This window comes from Streptomyces sp. NEAU-YJ-81 (genome assembly GCF_017592595.1).
Taxonomy (GTDB): domain Bacteria; phylum Actinomycetota; class Actinomycetes; order Streptomycetales; family Streptomycetaceae; genus Streptomyces; species Streptomyces hygroscopicus_B.
In genome coordinates this window covers 59,579-78,284 of sequence record NZ_JAGFNO010000032.1, presented here as the reverse complement: position 1 = coordinate 78,284, position 18,706 = coordinate 59,579, and the positions used below count along the sequence as shown (strand labels likewise).

The 18,706-nt window shown below is 70.2% G+C and carries 15 protein-coding genes; 11 read left to right on the top strand and 4 right to left on the bottom strand.

Going from position 1 to position 18,706, the window contains the following annotated elements; genetic code table 11:
• Positions 1-58: 58 nt before the first annotated feature.
• Positions 59-1,261: a helix-turn-helix domain-containing protein gene (locus J5X86_RS41395; protein ID WP_208521791.1), complete on the bottom strand. Its 1,203-nt coding sequence runs from the start codon at positions 1,259-1,261 to the stop codon at positions 59-61.
• 121 nt (positions 1,262-1,382) lie between these two features.
• Between J5X86_RS41395 and ureA the strand changes: the two genes are divergently transcribed.
• From ureA to J5X86_RS41350, 9 genes are all read left to right on the top strand, one after another.
• Positions 1,383-1,985 (top strand): urease subunit gamma, encoded by a 603-nt coding sequence (ureA, locus tag J5X86_RS41390; RefSeq protein WP_208521790.1) that lies wholly within the window; start codon positions 1,383-1,385, stop codon positions 1,983-1,985.
• Positions 1,982-3,667 (top strand): urease subunit alpha, encoded by a 1,686-nt coding sequence (locus J5X86_RS41385; protein WP_208521789.1) that lies wholly within the window; start codon positions 1,982-1,984, stop codon positions 3,665-3,667. Before ureA ends, J5X86_RS41385 begins: the two co-directional genes overlap by 4 nt.
• A gap of 127 nt (positions 3,668-3,794) precedes the next feature.
• Positions 3,795-5,153: an MFS transporter gene (locus J5X86_RS41380; RefSeq protein ID WP_208521788.1), complete on the top strand. Its 1,359-nt coding sequence runs from the start codon at positions 3,795-3,797 to the stop codon at positions 5,151-5,153.
• The gene (locus tag J5X86_RS41375) at positions 5,150-6,823 is read left to right on the top strand and encodes a thiamine pyrophosphate-dependent enzyme (RefSeq protein WP_208521787.1); all 1,674 of its coding nucleotides are present in this window, start codon (positions 5,150-5,152) and stop codon (positions 6,821-6,823) included. Before J5X86_RS41380 ends, J5X86_RS41375 begins: the two co-directional genes overlap by 4 nt.
• On the top strand, positions 6,816-8,291 hold the full coding sequence (locus J5X86_RS41370) for an aminobutyraldehyde dehydrogenase (RefSeq protein WP_208521786.1): 1,476 nt from the start codon (positions 6,816-6,818) through the stop codon (positions 8,289-8,291). The genes J5X86_RS41375 and J5X86_RS41370 overlap by 8 nt, the downstream gene beginning before the upstream one ends.
• The gene (locus J5X86_RS41365; RefSeq protein WP_208521785.1) at positions 8,288-9,628 is read left to right on the top strand and encodes an MFS transporter; all 1,341 of its coding nucleotides are present in this window, start codon (positions 8,288-8,290) and stop codon (positions 9,626-9,628) included. Before J5X86_RS41370 ends, J5X86_RS41365 begins: the two co-directional genes overlap by 4 nt.
• Before the next feature lie 42 nt (positions 9,629-9,670).
• A complete protein-coding gene (locus J5X86_RS41360; protein ID WP_208521784.1) occupies positions 9,671-10,057 on the top strand; it encodes a RidA family protein in 387 nt (128 codons plus the stop codon).
• Between the two features lie 13 nt (positions 10,058-10,070).
• The gene (locus J5X86_RS41355; protein WP_208521783.1) at positions 10,071-10,712 is read left to right on the top strand and encodes an RraA family protein; all 642 of its coding nucleotides are present in this window, start codon (positions 10,071-10,073) and stop codon (positions 10,710-10,712) included.
• A gap of 396 nt (positions 10,713-11,108) precedes the next feature.
• Positions 11,109-14,135 carry a family 16 glycoside hydrolase gene (locus tag J5X86_RS41350; RefSeq protein WP_208521782.1) on the top strand — a complete coding sequence of 1,009 codons (3,027 nt, stop codon included), beginning with the start codon at positions 11,109-11,111 and terminating at the stop codon, positions 14,133-14,135.
• A gap of 135 nt (positions 14,136-14,270) precedes the next feature.
• On the opposite strand, the gene J5X86_RS41345 is transcribed toward J5X86_RS41350, so the two are convergent.
• Positions 14,271-15,083, bottom strand: coding sequence for an acyl carrier protein (locus tag J5X86_RS41345; RefSeq protein ID WP_208521781.1), 813 nt, complete (start codon positions 15,081-15,083; stop codon positions 14,271-14,273).
• A gap of 234 nt (positions 15,084-15,317) precedes the next feature.
• Complete coding sequence (locus tag J5X86_RS41340; RefSeq protein ID WP_208521780.1) at positions 15,318-16,181, bottom strand: LysR substrate-binding domain-containing protein; 864 nt, start codon at positions 16,179-16,181, stop codon at positions 15,318-15,320.
• A gap of 79 nt (positions 16,182-16,260) precedes the next feature.
• Here J5X86_RS41340 and J5X86_RS41335 point away from each other — a divergent pair, with 79 nt between their 5' ends.
• Positions 16,261-16,857 carry a LysE family translocator gene (locus J5X86_RS41335; protein WP_208521779.1) on the top strand — a complete coding sequence of 199 codons (597 nt, stop codon included), beginning with the start codon at positions 16,261-16,263 and terminating at the stop codon, positions 16,855-16,857.
• A 65-nt stretch (positions 16,858-16,922) separates the two neighbouring features.
• Here J5X86_RS41335 and J5X86_RS41330 read toward each other — a convergent pair whose 3' ends face one another.
• Positions 16,923-17,966 (bottom strand): NAD(P)-dependent alcohol dehydrogenase, encoded by a 1,044-nt coding sequence (locus tag J5X86_RS41330; protein ID WP_208521778.1) that lies wholly within the window; start codon positions 17,964-17,966, stop codon positions 16,923-16,925.
• Between the two features lie 94 nt (positions 17,967-18,060).
• Between J5X86_RS41330 and J5X86_RS41325 the strand changes: the two genes are divergently transcribed.
• Complete coding sequence (locus tag J5X86_RS41325) at positions 18,061-18,648, top strand: TetR family transcriptional regulator (RefSeq protein ID WP_208521777.1); 588 nt, start codon at positions 18,061-18,063, stop codon at positions 18,646-18,648.
• Positions 18,649-18,706 lie beyond the last annotated feature (58 nt).

Here is an 18,706-nt window from a genome sequence, read left to right as displayed (position 1 = left end):
GCGAACTCCGACGCCGCCCGTCCTACGGCATCGCCACCCAACCCGCCTCGCGCTCGGCTCAGCCGGTTTCCTCCGTCCGGGCGCCCCGGTCCCTGGCCCGCAGGGCGAGGGCGATCAAGGCGGCGTCCTCCGGGCGGCGGATGTCGTGGCCGGTGAGCTCGCAGAAGCGGGTGAATCGGTGCTGCACGGTGTTGCGGTGGCAGTACACGGCCGCGGCCGTGTCGGCTATCGAGCCGTTCCCGGTGAGGTGGGTGCGCACGGTGCGCAGCAGCCGGTCCTTCTCGGTGCCGGAGACGTTCGGCCGGTCGAGTCCGCCGAGTACGTCGTCGGCGAGGTCGTGTGCGAGATCCGAGGTGTGGTGGACCAGGACGTCCAGCCAGCTTTCCCGCAGCCACCTCGGCCCGCGGGCGTCCGTGGGAAGACTGCGCGCCGTGGTGATGGCCAGCCGGACCGCCCGCGGTACGTCGGCCAGCCGGCCGGCGGCGGACGCCACGCCACACGGTGTCTCCCCGAGGTGTCCCAGGACCGTGTGGGCCGTGGTGCGCGGCCCGCACTGGGCGGCGAGCACCACCGCCGAATCGAGGGCCTGCTGCTGCACCGGGACACCCGCGGTGCGCAGGTCCGCCGCGGCCCGGCGCAGAGCCGCGCCATACTGCGGGGCGGCCGCGGCGCACACGTACTCCCCACCGACCTGGAAGCCGAGTGCCAGCGCGGTGTCGCCCACCACGGTGGGGTTGCGGCCGTCGCACTCCATCAGACGGGCGAACCACATCTGGCGCTCGTCGTCGGCCAGCCGCCCCATCTCCAGCACCGTGCGCTGGTACGCGGTCATGATCCCGGTGACATGGCGCTCGACGGCCTCCCAGACGTAGTACGCGGAGGCCACCAGATGTGTCATGTTCCGGTCCTCGGCGCGCCGCACCAGGGCCGTCCACACCACGCGGAAGTCCAGCCGGGCCGCGTCCAGCAGGGACTCCAGCGGTACGCCCTGCCGGGCACGCCGGGTGCCGACTCGTTCGGACACCTCGGCGATGTGGTCGGGCACGGGTAGCTGGGCCACGGTGCGCAGCAGCATCTCCAGCGCGTGGCGTGCGGAGTCCCGGAAGTCCGTGTCCGGCACGCGGTCGGCGTAGCTCCGGCGGATGGGGCCCACCACGTCGATCCACAGCTCGATCAGCCCGTCGAGATCGTCCAGACACTCCCGGGCGAGCTCGGCGATGCGTGGGTCAGGGGGAGGGAAGGCAACCGGCGCATTGTGCATGTGCACGATTCTGGTCAGTGGATCGGATGCATTTCAACCTTGGCCGGCTGCCATCCCCCCGGGATTCTGGTGTGACCTCGGGCGACACCCACCGGGGTTCGTCGTCCAGGAGGTCACCGCAGTGCATTTGACCCCTCGCGAGCTGGAACGGGTCCAGCTCTTCACCATCGCCGAACTGGCCCGCCGCCGCCGCGCGCGGGGCCGGCGGCTGAATGCCCCCGAGGCCATCGCCCTCATCTGCGACGAGGTGCTGGAGGCGGCCTGGGACGGGGCGAGCCTGGACGAGGTGATCGAGGCCGGACGGTCGCTGCTGACCGTGGACGACGTGCTGGAGGGGGTGCCCGCTCTCGTCGGCACGGTCCAGGTCGAGGCGCTGTTCCCGAGTGGCACCTCGTTGGTGGCGGTCGAGAATCCGATCACGGGTGGCGGTGAGGGCCCCGCGCCCGGCGCGGTACGTACGGCCGACGAACCGGTGGCGATCAACGCCGGGCGACCCCGGCTGCGGCTGACGATCCGCAACAACGGCGACCGCACCGTCTACCTCTCCTCGCACTACCCGCTGGCGGAGGCCAACACCGCCCTCGAACTGGACCGCGAAGCCGCCGCAGGGATGCGGCTGGACGTCCCGGCGGGGACTGCCCTGGCCTTCGAGCCGGGGATCGAACGTGAGGTGGACCTGGTGGCCGCCCGCCACGACGGAGATGAACAGGAGGAGTCGGCATGACACGGATCGACCGATGTACGTACAACGCCCTCTACGGACCCACCACCGGTGACCGTGTCCGCCTGGGCGACACCTGTCTGTGGGTCGAGGTGGAGGCCGACGACGGCACCCCCGGCGACGAGCTGCTGGGCGGCTGCGGCAAGACGGTCCGCGACGGGCTGCTGGCCTCCCCGCGTTCCGACCGTGCCTCGGCCCTGGACCTGGTGGTTTCCAGTGTGCTGCTGATGGACCCGGTCCTGGGTGTCCGCAAGACGGACATCGGCGTCAAGGACGGCCGGATCGTCGCGGTCGGCGGAGTGGGCAACCCGGATCTGATGCCGGTGGACTTCGCCATCGACTCGCACACCGCGATGGTCACCGGGGAGGGGTTGATCGCCACCCCGGGCATCGTCGACAGCCATGTGCATCTGTCCTCGCCCGAGGTCGCGCCCGCCGCGCTCGCCTCCGGTGTGACCACGGTGGTGGGCATGGGACTCGGCGGGGTCTGGGACATCGGCTGCAACCCGGCCCACAATCTGCACACCCTGATGAGCTCCTGGCGCGGCACTCCGCTCAATGTGGCCTTCCTCGGCCGTGGCTCCTCCAGCTCCCGTGCCCTGCTGGACGAGTCGGTGCTCGCCGGGGCCGGCGGATTCAAGATCCATGAGGACTTCGGGGCCACCCCGCGCATCATCGACACCTGCCTGGCCACCGCGGAACACGCGGATCTGCCCGTGGCGCTGCACACCGACTCGATGAACGAATCCGGCTATCTGCGCGACACCATCGGCGCCACCCGCGGCCGCACCGTGCACGCCTACCACGTGGAGGGCGGCGGCGGACACCCCGATCTGCTGGAGATCCTCTCCGAGCCGAACATCCTGCCCTCCTCGACCACCCCCACCATCCCGTACACGGCGAACACCGTCGGCGAGCTGTTCCCGATGACGATGACCGTGCACCGGCAGAACCATCACGTCCACAGCGATGTCGAGATCTCCCGCGGCCGCATCCGCGGCCACGCCATCGCCGCCGAGAACGCCCTGCACGACCTGGGCGCCATCAGCATCGTCAACTCCGACTCCATGGGCATGGGCCGGATCGCCGAGACCGTACGGCGCACCTGGCAGCTCGCCCACGTCCAGGCGCTGCGCGCGGGGGAGGGCGGAGTGGAGCGCCCCGCGAACGAGCGGGTGCTGCGCTACCTCGCCAAGATCACCCTCAATCCGGCGATCGCCCACGGCCTCGCCCACGAGGTGGGCACCGTCCAGCCCGGACGCCTCGCCGACCTCGTGCTGTGGCACCCGGCCTGGTTCGGCACCAAGCCCGAACTCGTCATCAAGGGCGGCTTCGTTGCCTGGGGCAACCGCGGCTCGGGATCCGGCTCGACCCGGCTCACCCAGCCCCGCACCTACGGCCCCTACTTCGGTGCGCTCGGCGACGCACCGTCCCAGCTGTCGCGGATCTTCGTCGCCCAGGCCGCCCTCGACGACACCAAGGCCCGCGCCGCACTGCCCGGGGGCTTGCGCTACGCGGCGGTGCGCGGCGCCCGCGGACTGACCCGCGCCGACATGCTCCACAACACCGCCACCCCGCGCGTCGAGGTGCCCCGCGAACCCGCCCCCGTCCTCGTCGACGGCCTGCCCACCGCCACCGACGCCGCCACCGAACTGCCGCTCGCCCAGCTCCACCACCTGGCCTGACCCGGGACCCCCGCAGGCGCCGCACCGCCCTCGCACCGAGGCCACCGGCCACCCACCGCCCGCCCGCACGGCCGGTTCCTCCGTCCCCCGTAGCCGCCACCGGCTACCGCCGTCCCCTGGAGAACCCGTGAGCACCACCCCGACCGCGCCACCCCGGCCCAGCGCGGCAGACATCAAACGCCTGCTGTCCGCCGCGTTCATCGGCACCGCCCTGGAGTGGTACGACTACTTCCTCTACGGCACCGCCGCCGCGCTCGTCTTCAACAAGCTCTTCTTCCCCTCCCTCGACCCGACCACCGCGACCATCGCCTCCTTCGTCACCTTCGCCGTCGGCTTCGCGGCCCGGCCCATCGGCGCCGCCGTCTTCGGCCACATCGGCGACCGCTACGGCCGCAAGGCGGCGCTCATCATCACCGTCATCCTGATGGGCGCCTCCACCGGCTGCATCGGACTGCTCCCCGATTACGACGCGATCGGCGTCTGGGCACCCGTCCTGCTCGCGGCCCTCCGCTTTCTCCAGGGCATCTCGGTCGGTGGCGAGTGGAGCGGCGCCATGCTGCTCACCCTGGAACACACCCCCAAGGAGAAGCACGGCAGCTACTCCTCCATCCCCCAGCTCGGCTCGCCCGTCGGCACCTTGCTCTCCAGTGGCGCCTTCGCCCTGGTGGGGATGTTGCCCGACGACGCGTTCTACTCGTGGGGCTGGCGCATCCCGTTCCTGGCCGCCTTCGGGCTGCTCGGCTTCGCCCTCTACCTGCGGCTGCGCATCGAAGAATCCCCGGTCTTCCGCGCCATGCACGCCGACGCCGAGCGGGAAGGTCCCCGGCCCGCCCCGCTGGTCGAGGCGTTCCGCAGGACCTGGGGGCGCATGCTCATCGGCGTGGCCACCGCCTTCCTCGGCATCGGCGGCTTCTTCCTGCTGACGACCTACGTGATCTCCTACGGCACCGAACAGCTCGGCGTCGACAAGTCCGTGATGATCAACGCCACCCTGCTGGCCGCCGTGGCCGAGATCGCCGTCATCGTGATCGCCGGGCGGCTCGCCGACCGCGTCGGCGCCTGGAAGGTGTGCGCCGCCGGGGGAGTCGCCTCCGTGCTCGTGGCCTTCCCCACCTTCTGGCTCATCGACACCCGGCACACCGGACTCGTGTTGCTCGGCGTCGCCCTCGGCGTCGCCGTCATCTCCATCCCGTACGCGGCGATAGGCGCCGTCATCACCGGGATGTTCCCCGACACCGTCCGCTACAGCGCGGTCGCCATGTCCTACAACCTCGCCGGCGTCCTGGGCGGCCTCGTCCCGCTGGCCGCCGCCTGGCTGACCGGCCTCGCCGACGGCGCCTCGTGGGGCGTGGCGCTGCTCCTGATCCTCATCGCGGCCTGCACGGCCACCGGCTCCTACGTCGCCGGACCGCCGCTGCACCGCCGTCTCGGCCCGGACCATCCCGGACACCGTGAACATCCCGCAACCGTGAAGGCCACCGCATGACACCGCAGCACCCCGCCCGCACCGGCGGGCAGGTCCTGATCGACCAGCTCGTCCGGCACGGCGTCGACACCGTGTACGGCGTCCCCGGCGAAAGCTACCTCGCCGCGCTCGACGCCCTGCACGACGCCCCCGTCCGGATGGTCGTCTGCCGCCACGAGGGCGGCGCGGCCTACATGGCCGAGGCCCACGGCAAGCTCACCGGCCGCCCCGGCGTGTGCTTCACCACCCGCGGCCCCGGCGCCACCAACGCCCTGGTCGCCCTGCACACCGCACACCAGGACGCCACCCCGCTCGTGCTCTTCATCGGCCTCGTACCGCGCGGCCACACCCACCGCGATTCGTTCCAGGAACTGGATCTGCGCGCCACCTTCGGCACCAACGCCAAGCTGGTCGAGACCATCGAGGACGCCGCCCGCATCCCCGAACACGTGGCCCGCGCCTTCGCCATCGCCGGCAGCGGGCGCCCCGGGCCGGTCGTCCTCGGACTGCCGGAGGACATGCTCACCGACACCGTCCAGGTGCCCGACGCCGCCCCGCTGCCCGTGCCCGCAGGCGCGGTCTCCGCCGCCGAGCGCGACCGTCTGACCGCACTCCTGGGCGCCGCCGAGCGCCCGCTGCTGCTGCTCGGCGGCAGCCGCTGGACCGACCGGGCCCGCGCCGACGTACGGGAGTGGGCCGAGGCGTGGTCGTTGCCCGTCACCGTCGACTTCCGCTGCCAGGACCTCGTCGACAACGACAGCGAGAGCTACATCGGAGCGCTGGGCTACGGACGGGCCGACGCCGTCGCCGAGCGCATACGCGGGGCCGACCTGCTGATCTGCGTCGGCACCGCGCCCGGCGACGTATGCACCGACGGTTTCACCCTGCTCCCCACCGACGGGACCGGCCCGCGCCTGGTCCAGGCTCTGCCCGCACCGCAGCCGCCCGCCCCGCTCTACCCGGCCGACCTCGCCCTGCTCGCCGGCCCCGAGGCATTCGGCGAGGCGGTACGCGGTCTGCTCCCCGACACCGCGGTGCCCTGGGGACCGCGGACCAAGCAGGACCGCGCCGCACACCTGGAGTTCCGTACCCCGGTGCCGGACGACGACCCGCTGGACCTCGGCGCCGTATTCGCCCACCTGGACGCGCGGCTGCCCCACGACACCGTCGTCACCTTCGGCGCCGGCAACCACGCCGTCTGGGCGCAGCGCTTCCTCACCTACCGCGACGGTTGGCGCCAACTCGCCCCGCGCAACGGCTCCATGGGCTACGGCATCCCCGCCGCCGTCGCCGCCGCGATCGCCGAACCCGGCCGGCAGGTGGTCTCGGTCGCCGGTGACGGCTGCTTCCTGATGAACGGCCAGGAGCTGGCCACCGCCGTCGCACAGGGCGTGGCCCCGCTCGTCCTCGTCCTCAACAACTCGACCTACGGCACGATCCGCCAGCACCAGGAGCAGAGCTACCCGGGGCGGGTCAGCGGCACCGGCCTGGTCAACCCCGACTTCGCCGCCCTCGCCCGGGCCTTCGGCGCCCACGGCGAGACGGTCACCACCTACGACGCGTTCCCGGCGGCCCTGGAACGGTCGCTGGCCTCCGGCACCGCAGCACTGATCGAACTGAAGGTCACCGAGGGCCTGCTGGCTCCCGGCGTCACCGTCGACTCCCTCCGCGAGGAGCACCAGCATGTCTGATCTCGCTCTGCACAACATCATCGACGGCGAACCGGCGATGGTGGCCGCGCGCATGGAGCTGACCGACCCCGCCACCGGCGAGGTCTACGGCACCGCGCCGCGCTCCTGCGCCGACGACGTGGACACCGCCGTCGCCGCCGCCCGCCGGGCCTTTACCTCGTGGCGCCGCTCCACCCCGAGCGAGCGTCAGGAGGCGCTGCTGCGCCTCGCCGATCTCGTGGCCGAGCACGCGGACCGGCTGCTGGACGCCGAGGTACGCGCCACCGGCAAGCCGCGCGAGACCACCCGAGCCCTCGAAATCCTCCGGGGCGCCGACCAGTTGCGCTTCTTCGCCGGGGCCGCCCGGGTCCTGGAGGGCGTGGCGGCGGGCGAGTACGAGGAGGGCTACACCTCCTACGTCCGCCGCGAGCCGGTGGGAGTGGTCGCCCAGGTCACCCCCTGGAACTACCCCTTCATGATGGCCGTATGGAAGCTCGGACCGGCCCTCGCGGCGGGCAACACGGTCGTGCTGAAGCCCTCCGACACCACCCCGTGGTCCACGGTGCTGCTCGGCGAACTCGCGGCCCGGGTCTTCCCTCCCGGCGTCGTCAACGTCGTATGCGGTGACCGGGACACCGGGCGCGCCCTGGCCGGGCACCAGGGCGTCGACATGGTGGCCATCACCGGCTCGACCCGGGCCGGCTCCGAGGTCATGGCCGCGGCCTCCGCGGAGGTCAAGAACGTCCATCTGGAGCTGGGCGGCAAGGCCCCGGCCGTCGTCTTCGCCGACGTCGACCCGCAGCGCACGGCCCGCGCCCTCGCCGACGCGGCCTTCTTCAACGCGGGCCAGGACTGCACCGCCGTCACCCGGGTACTGGTCGAACGCCCCGCCTACGACGCGGTGCTCGCGGCGCTCGTCGAAGCGGCCCGGGCCACTCGTACCGGGCCCCCGTCCGAGGAGGCGTTCTTCGGCCCCCTCAACAGTGCCGCCCAGGCCGACAGGGTGAGCTCCGTCCTGGCCGGGCTGCCGGACCACGCCGTGGTCGAGACCGGCGGCATGCGGCTCGACCCCCCGGGCTACTTCTTCGAGCCCACCGTCATCTCCGGTGTGCGCCAGGACGACCCGGTGGTCCAGCAGGAGACCTTCGGCCCGGTGGTCACGGTGCAGCCGTTCGACACCGAGACGGAAGCCGTGGAGCTGGCCAACGGCGTCGACTTCGGCCTGGCCTCCAGCGTCTGGACCGCCGATCTGGGGCGCGCCACGCGGCTCAGCGCCGCGCTGGACTTCGGCTGCGTCTGGCTCAACTGCCACCAGGTGATCCTCGCCGAACTGCCGCACGGCGGCTACAAGCAGTCCGGTATCGGCCGCGATCTGAGCCGCTACGGATTCGACGACTACACCCGCGTCAAGCACGTCATGGCCGCGCACCGGAGCCCGCTCGGTCCCCCGGCCGGCACCGAGACCCAGGAGCACACGGAGACGTCATGACGCAGACACGAGACCCCCATCTGCCGGTCGGAAAAGTAGCGGTCGCGAGTGTCATCGGGACCGCGGTCGAGTGGTACGACCTGTTCGTCTTCGCCACGGCATCGGCGATCGCGTTCAACAAGCTCTTCTTCCCGACGTTCGACCCTCTCGTCGGAACGCTGCTGGCCTTCGGCACATTCGCCTCCGCCTACCTCGCCCGGCTGATCGGAGCGGCCGTCTTCGGCCACTTCGGAGACCGGCTCGGACGGAAGTCGATGCTGCTGATCTCGCTCTCGATGATGGGCGCGGCCACCTTCGCCATCGGCCTGCTGCCCACCTACGGAAGTGTCGGCGTCTGGGCCCCGGTCCTGCTGCTGACCCTGCGGGTCATCCAGGGACTCGCCCTGGGCGGCGAGTGGGGCGGAGCGGTGCTGATGAGCGTCGAGCACGCGCCGAAGGGCAAGCGCGGATTCTTCGGTTCCTTGGTGCAGACCGGCGTGCCGATCGGCACGCTGCTGGCCAACTCGGCGTTCCTGCTCGTCGCCCTGCTTCCCGAGAAGGACCTGCTGTCCTGGGGCTGGCGGATTCCCTTCCTGGCCAGCTGTCTGCTCGTCCTGGTCGGGCTGCTCATCCGGTCGCGGACCACGGAGACGCCCGCGTTCCAGGAGGTCAAGCAGAGGGATACGCAGGTGCGGCTGCCGCTGGCCGAGGTGTTCCGCAGGTACTGGCGGCAGGTCATCCTCGGCGGAGTCGCCACCATGTCCACGGGCGTGGCGTTCAACATCCTCGTCGCGTTCGGCCTGACCTACGGTACCGACACCCTGGGACTGTCCCGCAGCACGATGCTCACGGTCGCCCTGCTGTCCTGCGTGGCCGCGATCGGGCTCATCCCCGCGTTCGGCGCGCTCTCCGACCGCCTGGGACGCAAGCCGGTGATCATCGGCGGCATCGTCGGCGAAGCGGTGGTCGCCTTCCCGATGTTCTGGCTGATGGACACCAGGCAGTTCGGCCTGGTGCTGCTGGGCTATCTGCTGCTGATGACGGCGTTCGCCGCCAACTACGGGCCCATCGCCACGTTCCTGGCCGAGCTGTTCGGGACCAAGGTCCGCTATTCGGGTCTGTCGGTGAGTTACATGCTGTCGGGGCTCCTGGGCAGCGCCGCGACTCCCGCCGTCACCACCGCGCTGCTGGACGCGACCGGGAAAGGGTCGTCGGTCGCCTGGTTCATGATCGGCTCCGCCTCGGTGTCGCTGGTCTGCCTGCTGCTGCTCGCCGAGACCCTGCGCAGCGAGATCCACGAGCGGCCCGAAGCCCCCGTGGCCGCACCGGCCCAGGGCGCGCCGACCACTACCAGCTGATACGGCTCGACCATACGGGCCGCGTGAAGGAAGAGGACAGGAATGAAGCACATTCGGGCCGCACAGGGCGGGCCCAAGCCGGTGGGCCCCTATGCGCAGGCCGTCGTGGCGAACGGACTGGTCTTCACCGCGGGTCAGATTCCCGCCGTCCCCGGGGGAGACATGCCGGTGGATTTCGCCGGCCAGGTGAGGCAGACGTTCGCCAATCTGGCAACGGTGCTCGCGGAGGCCGGATCGGATCTGTCCAAGGTGGTGAAGGTCAATGCCTACCTGGCCGAGGAAGACCGCATGGAGGAGTTCAACGAGATCTACCGTGAGATCTTCGGACCCGATCATGTGCCGGCCCGGACCACCGTCGCCGTAGGACTGTGGGGCGTGCGCCTCGAAGTGGACTGCGTCGCGGTGTGTCCCTCGGAATCACACGCGTAGGCGGGAGAGCGTGATGACAACGAGCGCACACACACAGACCACGGCCCCCGACGACCCCTTGACGCGGAAACTCCAAGAGGTCGGCTTCCCGACCCTCGGCCACTTCCTCGAAGAGGGGTTCGTCGATCCGCGGATCCATGCCCTCGTGCCGGACGTGAAGATCGTCGGCCGGGCGGTGACGTTGAGGATCGTGCCACCGGACGCCACCCCGATGGCCGAGGCACTGGACCTGCTGGGCCCCGGGGACGTGCTGGTGGTCGACACCGGGCAGAACGCCACCCACGCTCCGATCGGCGCCGTCACCGGCTGTGCCGCGCGGGTGGCGGGCGCGGCGGGCGTCGTGGTCGACGGAGTCGTCACCGATCTGCGCGAACTGCGGGAGATGCGGCTGCCGGTGTTCGCCCGGGGCACCAGCCTGCTCACCACCAAGAGGCTCGGGCGCGGCGACGGGGGAGTGGGCCGGACCGTGTCCTGCGGCGGCGCCGTCGTCCGCCCCGGTGACCTCGTCCTGGCCGATGACAACGGTGTACTGGTCATCAGCCCGCGGATCGCCGCCGATGTGCTCGCCCGCGCGCTCGCCTCGGACCGCGCGGAGCCCGCCCTTCTCGCTCGGCTGCGGGCGGGCGAATCGCCCCTGACCGTGCTGTCGGACTGACGACGACGCCGGGGTTTCCGGGGCCCGTCCCGTCCGCCGACCGGCCGGGACGGGCCCGCACCTGGGCGACAGAGATGTCCCACCTGGCGGGATGATCTGGGGGGCGAGGCCGACATCAGCCTGGGGGGCTCGCATTGCCATGCACGCGGAGAGCCGGTGGGGCCCGGTCCACGCGCGAGGGTTCGTCAGGAGAACGGCGAGGGGCGGGACTTTCGACTTGCTGAGGACAAAGTATGGACGGTTCGGGGTGTGGTTCGTACGCTGGGCGTCGCTTTCGTACGGACGTCTGCGTGCATCACGGCGGATTACCGCCGCACCACCCGTACGTGGACGAGCTCCACTCCGTGACCGCGGTCCGCCGTCGGCCGCGCCGCCCAGCGCCCAGCAGGAGGAAGAGTGACGTCACGCAAGCACCCCCCGAGCCTCCGTAGCCATCGCCGTAGGCCACGAAGAATCGCCGGCCTGCTCCTCGCGGCCCTTTTCGCCGCCGGTCTCGCGACACCGGCCGCCGAAGCGGACGAAAAGCCCTTCGGGGACCTGCCGCCCCAGGAACCTGGCGTCACCCTCCGTGTCTTCGATATCCAGTCCCCGCTGAGCAAGCTCTGCGACCTCAAGCCGGCCCAGACCCCCAACGTCGACAAGCTGATCCCCAACGTCGACTGGTCCTCCACCGAGGGCTTCGGTTTCACCGACAACTTCGTGTCGCAGATCATCGGCAACATCAAGGTCCCCACTGACGGCACGTACACGTTCCGCCTGATCAGCGACGACGGCTCCCGACTGCTCATCGGCGACACGAAGGTCGTCGACCACGACGGACTGCACGGCGCCGAGCCCAAGGACGGCGAGATCGCCCTCGCACCCGGCTACCACGCCCTGCGCATCGACCACTTCGACCGCGGCGGCGACCAGCAGGTCACCCTGCAATGGAAGCCGCCGGGCGCCGACGACTTCTCCCTCGTCCCGAACTCCGTGCTCAGCACCGACGCCGACGTCGTCCGTGTCACCGCCCCCGGCCGCAAGGAGTGCGAGGGCAGCTATGACACCCCCGGCGACGGCCTCCCGTTGACCTCGGTCAACCCCGGCTACACCCTCACCGATCTGCGCCCCGAGGGCTTCGAGCCGCAGGTCTCCGCGATGGACTGGCTGCCGGGCGGCAAGCTCGCCGTGACGACGTGGGGCGGCAGCACCAAGACGGAGGGAGAGGTGTACGTCCTCGACCACGTCACGGGTGACACCGGTCCGGAGAAGGTCACGTACAAGAAGATCGCCGGGGGCCTGAAGGAGCCGATGGGGATCAAGTACGTCGACGGAAAGCTCTACGTCTCGGAGAAGCACCAGCTCACCGAGTTGTCCGATACCGAGGGTGACAACGCCCCGGGCGAGATCCGCAAGGTCGCCGACTGGCCGTACGGAGGGAACTTCCACGAGTTCGCCTTCGGACTGCTCTACGAGGACGGGAACTTCTATCTGAACCTCTCCGTGGCCATCAACTACGGCGGTGCGACGACCGATCCGCAGCCCGCCGCGAACCGCGGCAGCACCATCAAGGTGAACAAGAAGACCGGAAAGGTGAGTTACCTGGCCGGCGGCCTCCGTACACCGAACGGGATCGGACGGGGCCCCCAGGGCGATCTCTTCGTCACCGACAACCAGGGCGGCTGGCTGCCCGCCTCCAAGCTGCTCCACGTCAAGCAGGACCGCTTCTTCAACCACTACACCAACCCGGACGGCCCGTTCGACGACCGCCCGGTCACCAAGCCCGCGCTCTGGCTGCCGCAGAACGAGATAGCCAACTCGCCCAGCACGCCGATGCTGTTGAAAAAGGGCCCCTTCGCCGGGCAAATGCTCTTCGGCGACGTCACCTACGGCGGAATCCAGCGCGCCGACCTGGAGAAGGTGGACGGCGAATACCAGGGCGCGGTGTTCCGGCACACCCAGGGCCTGGAGGTCGGCATCACCCGCATCAGCACCGGACCGGACGGTGCGATCTACGCCGGCGGTCTCGGCGCCGACGGAAACTGGGGCCAGGAAGGCAAACTCCGCTTCGGCCTGCAGAAACTCACGCCGAACGGCAAGACCGCCTTCGACATCAAGACCATGCGCGCCACCCGCGACGGCTTCGAACTCACCTATACCAAGCCCCTGTCGGAGGAGACCGCCGCCAAGCTGACGAACGGCGCCTACTCCGTCGAGCAGTGGCGCTATGTCCCCACCCCGGGGTACGGCGGCCCCAAGGTCGACGAGGAGGTCCTCCCCGTCGCGGCCGCCCGACTGTCCGCCGACCGTCGCACGGTCCGGCTCACCATCCCCGGCCTCAAGACCGACCGGGTGGTGCACGTACGCTCACCGCGCCCCTTCGCCTCGGACGCCGGTGAGCAACTGTGGTCCACCGAGGCCTGGTACACGCTGAACGCACGCCCCGGCCCCGAACAGCCCATCACCTCGTACGACGCGGAATCGGCGCGCCTGGCCGGCGGAGCCGACATCGACACCGAGCACGCCGGCTACACCGGCGGTGGCTTCGCCGACGGCTTCGGCACCCCGGGCGCCACGGCCACCTTCGAGGTTTACGCGCCCGCGAAGGGCAGCTACGACGTGGGACTGCGCTACGCCAACGGCCCCCACCCCTTCACCGGCACCAAGACCATGGGCATCACCGTCAACGGCGGCCAGGCGCGGCAGACCAGCCTCCCCTTCACCGGCGCCTGGAACCGCTGGTCCACCAAGACCGAGCGGCTCTTCCTGCACAAGGGCCGCAACACCATCGCCTATACCTATCGGCCCGAGGACACCGGCCACGTCAACCTCGACATGATCGAGGTCCGCAGACCCGGCAGCCGGATCGACCTGTTCTCCGGCGGCAGCGTCTCCACCGCCTGGCAGCACACCGACGGCCGCAGCGTCGAATGGCCGCACTCCGCCGAGGACTCCATCGAGGTGTGCTGCGGCGACATCCGCACCAAAGGGGCCTTCGGCGACTTCAGGCTGCACGCCGAATTCCGGGTGCCGAAGCTGCCGGACGATGTCACCGGGCAAGACCGCGGGAACAGTGGCATCTACCTCCAGGAGCGGTACGAGATCCAGATCCTGGACTCCTTCGGAGTGGAGAAACTCGCCCCGGACGAGGCCGCGTCCATCTACAACAAAAAGGCCGCCGACCTGAACGCCGCCACTCCACCGGAAAGCTGGCAGACGTACGACATCGTCTTCCGGGCGGCCCGTTTCGACACCGCGGGCCAAAAGACCGAGGACGCCAGGATCACCGTGGTGTGGAACGGCAGGAAGGTCCACGACAACGTGGCGGTGGACGGCCCGACCGGCGCCGGCGACGCCGAATCGGCCGCCGCGGGCGCGATCCGGCTCCAGGACCACGGCAACAAGGTCCGCTTCAGGAACCTCTGGATCGAGCCGCTGGACTGACAGCGCCGCTCCGGGCTGACGGGCGCACAAGGGTCACCCCCGCTCGTGCGAGGGTGACCCGTCGCCGGGACCTACGGGCGCCCTTCTCCCGGGGGCTACGGCCCCCTTGGGCCCGAAGTCCCGCAGTCCGGAGGGCTATGTGCGGGGGAGCGAGGTGTTGGTGATCGGGAGCGGCTGGTCCGCGCCCGCCACGTAGAGGTTCGTCGGAGCCGTGCGCAGCCGGAACGTGTCGTCCTCGCGCGAGACGCGCACGGACAGCACGAAGAAGCCGTCGTCCTCGACGGTGGTCTTCACGTGGTACTCGTTCTCCCAGTAGGTCTGCAGGAAGACCTCGGTGCCCTGGGGCTCGACCCCTTTGGGGAGGGTGACCCTGCCCTGGACGGTGAGGATGTCGCCCGCCTTCACCTTCTTCTTGTTGACCTGGTAACTGACGGAGCTCGACTTGGGGTTGGCGGCCACGGTGGTGTCTGCGTAGTAGCCGTCCTGCGGGGTGTTGAGGTCGCCGTCCTCGTCGTAGAGGGCGGTGATCCGCACCTCGTGCTGGACGTTGAGCAGGCTGCTGCCGGTCACGTGGTCGATGTCGACGTCGGGGATGGTGAACTTCCCGCCTGCGTCGGTGACCGGCGTGCCCAGGTCGCGCGGCTCGTAGTAGGTGGGGTCGATCGGGTCGCCCCACGGATTCCAGGTGGTGAAGAGGACGACCTCCTGGATGGTGACGGGGATGTCGGGCGCCGGGGTGCCGTCGGCCTTGGTGACGGTGCCGGTGACGTCGACGTTGCGGTTGTCGTAGTCGGTGCTGGGCGGATTGGTGCTCACGGTCAGCACGTAGGCGTCGCCGGGGGAGGCGTCCGACGGCTTCGCCGAGGCGGCGGGCGCGGACAGGGCGCCTGCGGCGAGCAGGAGCGCGGCGGTGGCGGCGAGCCGCGTCGGCAGGGACTTCCTGGGCACGGGTCAACTCCAACTTCGGTCGGGACTGGAGGAGTCGCGCCGGGCGGCACCGGTTCCGCCGCGGCGCAGGTGTGCGACGCACCAGGTTCGACCGGCGGGGTGGGGCGGGAGTTGTCCTCCGTATGGCCGCTGTTACTCGGCTGTGGCAGGAGACGGGTTTGTCCGGGTTGCGCGTTCACCTGGACGTCGGCCGCAGGCCGCCCCGCATTGCCCTGGGCGGGTGGATGAGGAGCCTCATCCGCGCCGGTGCGGGATCGCTTCGCGCAATCGCGTCGCGAGTTCGTGGGCGGTCGGGCTGGGTCCGGTGTCGGGGAGATGAAGGTTGACGGCGAACGAGGGGAGCGGCGGCAGTGCGGCGTGGTGATCGAGTACGGCGAGGTCCTGGGGGACCGTGGAGGCGAGCATGGGGGTGACGGCCATGTCCATGCGGACGGTCGCGGCGGTTGCCTCGATGGTTCCGTTCTCGAACATGGTGCGCCAGTCGGTTCCGCCCGTGCGGAGCGCTGTCAGGACGGCGGGCCTGAAGGCGCAGGTGGTGGAGACCATGGACACGGGCAGTGGCCGTGTCCGGTGTGCCGTGCCGCCACGTGCGCCCACCCAGACGAGTTGGTCGGTCATGAGACATTCCCCGGGGGTGTGCCCGGTCGGCTCTTCCAGCACGGCGACGTCGAGGTCGCCTCTGGCCAGGGCTTGAGCGAGTTCTGGTGAGGAGCCGGAGAGCAGTGTCAGTTCGACGTCCGGGCAGCGTTCGGCGAAATTCTTGAGCGCGTGGGCAAGGATGGTGCCGACCAGATCGTTGGGAGCGCCGAGACGCACCGCACCTGTGACGGTGTTCTCGGTCATGTCGGCCCAGATCTCGTCATTGAGGCTGAGCATGGCGCGGGCCCGGCCGATCAGGCGCTCACCGTGCGGGGTGAGGCGGAGGCCCCGCCGGCTGCGGATGAACAACGCGCAGTCGAGGGCCGACTCGAGCCGGGCGATCTGCTGGCTGACCGCTCCTTGCGTCACGTGCAGGGCATTTCCCGCGGCGGTCATGCTGGACCGCTCTGCCGCGACGACGAAGGTCCGGAGCAGTGTGAGGTCGAGATCATGCGGCATCCAGACATCATATTTCGTAATGGATCACATGTGAAACATTCGCTGTACTGATCTATGGTGGCGCGATCAATCTTTGACCATGGATGTCGCAGAACTCTCTCCGTTGGTCGTCTTCGCGCTGATCGCGACCGTCACGCCAGGCGGTGCCACCACGCTGGCCACGGCGTCGGGTGCTCATTTCGGCTTCCGGCGTTCGGTTCCGCTGATGGCGGGAATCGCCGTGGGGCTCGCCTCGATGGCCGCCGCGGCCGCCGCGGGGCTCGGCGGCGTTCTGCTGGCCGTTCCCTGGCTGCAGGTGGTCATGAAGCTGGTCGGGAGTCTCTATCTGCTGTGGCTGGCGGTGGGCACCGCGCGTGCGGGCGCCCCCGGCAGTCCGGGGGCCGCCGCGCGGCCGGTCGGGTTTCTGGGCGGCGTGTGGATGCTCTGGCAGAACCCCAAGGGGTGGACCATGACACTGGGCGCCGCGGCCTCGTTCGCCGCTCTGGCCGCCGGCCCGGCCCAGCTCGCCGTGTTGATGGGGGCCACCTTCGCCGTGGCGGCGTCCCTGTCCCTGTCGCTGTGGTGTCTGGCAGGTCTGCTGCTGGCGAGGCTGCTGCGTACCGACCGGCAATGGGGCGCGGTCAATCTGCTGTTGGCCGGGCTGCTCGTCGCCTCGATCGTGCTGATGTGGATATAGCCCGCAGAGACGGTCGGAGCCCGGATTCACCCTCGGCCGACTCCACGTATGTGCCGCGGTCGCGCTCAGTCCAGGTCGGTCATGTCGAGGACGAACCGATAGCGGACGTCGTTGCGACCGAGGCGGCACAGGGCCTCGTTCACCTGCGCGGAGGGGAGCAGTTCGATGTCGGCGGCAACGCCGTGTTCGGCGCAGAAGTCGAGCATGGCGGCCGTGGCGGCCCTGCCGCCGCTGCCCGCGGAGCTGAGCTTCTTGCGTCCGATGAGCAGGTCGAGGGTCTCCACGGTGACGGGCCCCAGGTGCCCGACTTGGCTGAGCGTCCCGTCCATGGCGACCAGGCGCAGGTAGGGCCCGAGGTCGTGCGGGGCGGAGATGGTGTCGATGACGACATCGAAGCGGTCACGGGCGTCGGCCATCTGGCCCGGATCCGTGGAGACGAGGAGATCGTGCGCGCCGAGCCGGCGGGCGTCGTCGGTCTTGTCCGCCGACCGGCTGATCACCGATGTTTCGGCGCCGAGCGCCACGGCGAGCTTGACCGCGAGATGGCCCAGTCCGCCCAGCCCGGCGACGGCGACCCGTGTTCCCGGCCCCGCGCCGAGGCTGTGCAGTGGCTCCCAGACGGTGATTCCGGCGCAGAGCAACGGTGCCGCGCCAGCAGGGTCCAGTCCTGCCGGAAGCCCGTACGCGAAGCGGTCGCGCACGACGTACTCGCGGGAGTAGCCCCCCAAGGTGGTCGATCCGTCGTGGCGGTCCGTGCCGCCGTAGGTCAGGGTCGGGAAGTGCTGGCAGAAGTTCTCCTGGCCGGCCCGGCACATCGCACACGCGCCGCACGAGTCGACGATGTTGCCTACCGCTACCGGGTCGCCCACCGCGAACCGGGTGACCGCGGTGCCGGTCTCGGTCACCACCCCGGTGAACTCATGTCCCGGCACCAGCGGCGGCGCTCCGCCGCCCTCGTGTGCGCGCACGGAGTGCAGATCCGTATGGCAGACGCCGCAGTAGTCGACACGTACCGCGAGGTCGTCCGGGCGCAGCTCGCGCCGCTTGAGCGTCGCTCGCCGCAAGGGTGCCGCCGGGCCTTCCGCCTGCCATCCCGTAGTGGTTCTCATGCCCTCTCCTCAGACAGACTGTTCGGTTTATTTCACCGTAGGCGGACCCCGGCCACTCATGCAAACCGACTGTTCTGTTTGGTAGAGTGCCGACATGGTCGACCATGCCCTGACCTCACGCGGAGCCGCGACGCACCGCCGCATCGTCGACGCGGCGATCCGAGAGTTCGCCGAGTACGGGATCGCCGGGGCGCGCATCGAGCGGATCGTGACCGCCGCACGCACCAACAAGGCCCAGCTCTACGCCTACTTCGGCAACAAAGAGGGGCTCTTCGACGCCATCTTCTTCGCATCGCTGGAACGGATCGTGAACGTCGTCCCGATCGACGCCGACGATCTCGCGGACTGGGCCGTGCGCCTCTACGACGAGTACCTCCGCCGCCCCGATCTCATCCGACTGGCCACCTGGGCACGCCTGGAGCGACGCCCGGCCGGTCACCTGGTCGACGATCCGGACCGCCTGGACGACCGGAAGCTGCGCGCCATCGCCGAAGCGCAGGCGGCCGGGCGGGTAAGGCCGGGAGACCCCTTCAACCTGATGGCCATGGTTATCGCGATGTCCATGGCATGGTCACCCGTCAGCAACGTCTACGCCGCGACCGCACAGGAGCCCGAAGCACTGCACGAGCAGCGCCGTGAACTGCTCCGCGAGAGCGTTCGGCGTGCCATGACGGCCGACTGACACCGCCCTTTCGGTAAATCCGGTCATGCCGCAATAGCAATGTGGATTTAGTGATCGC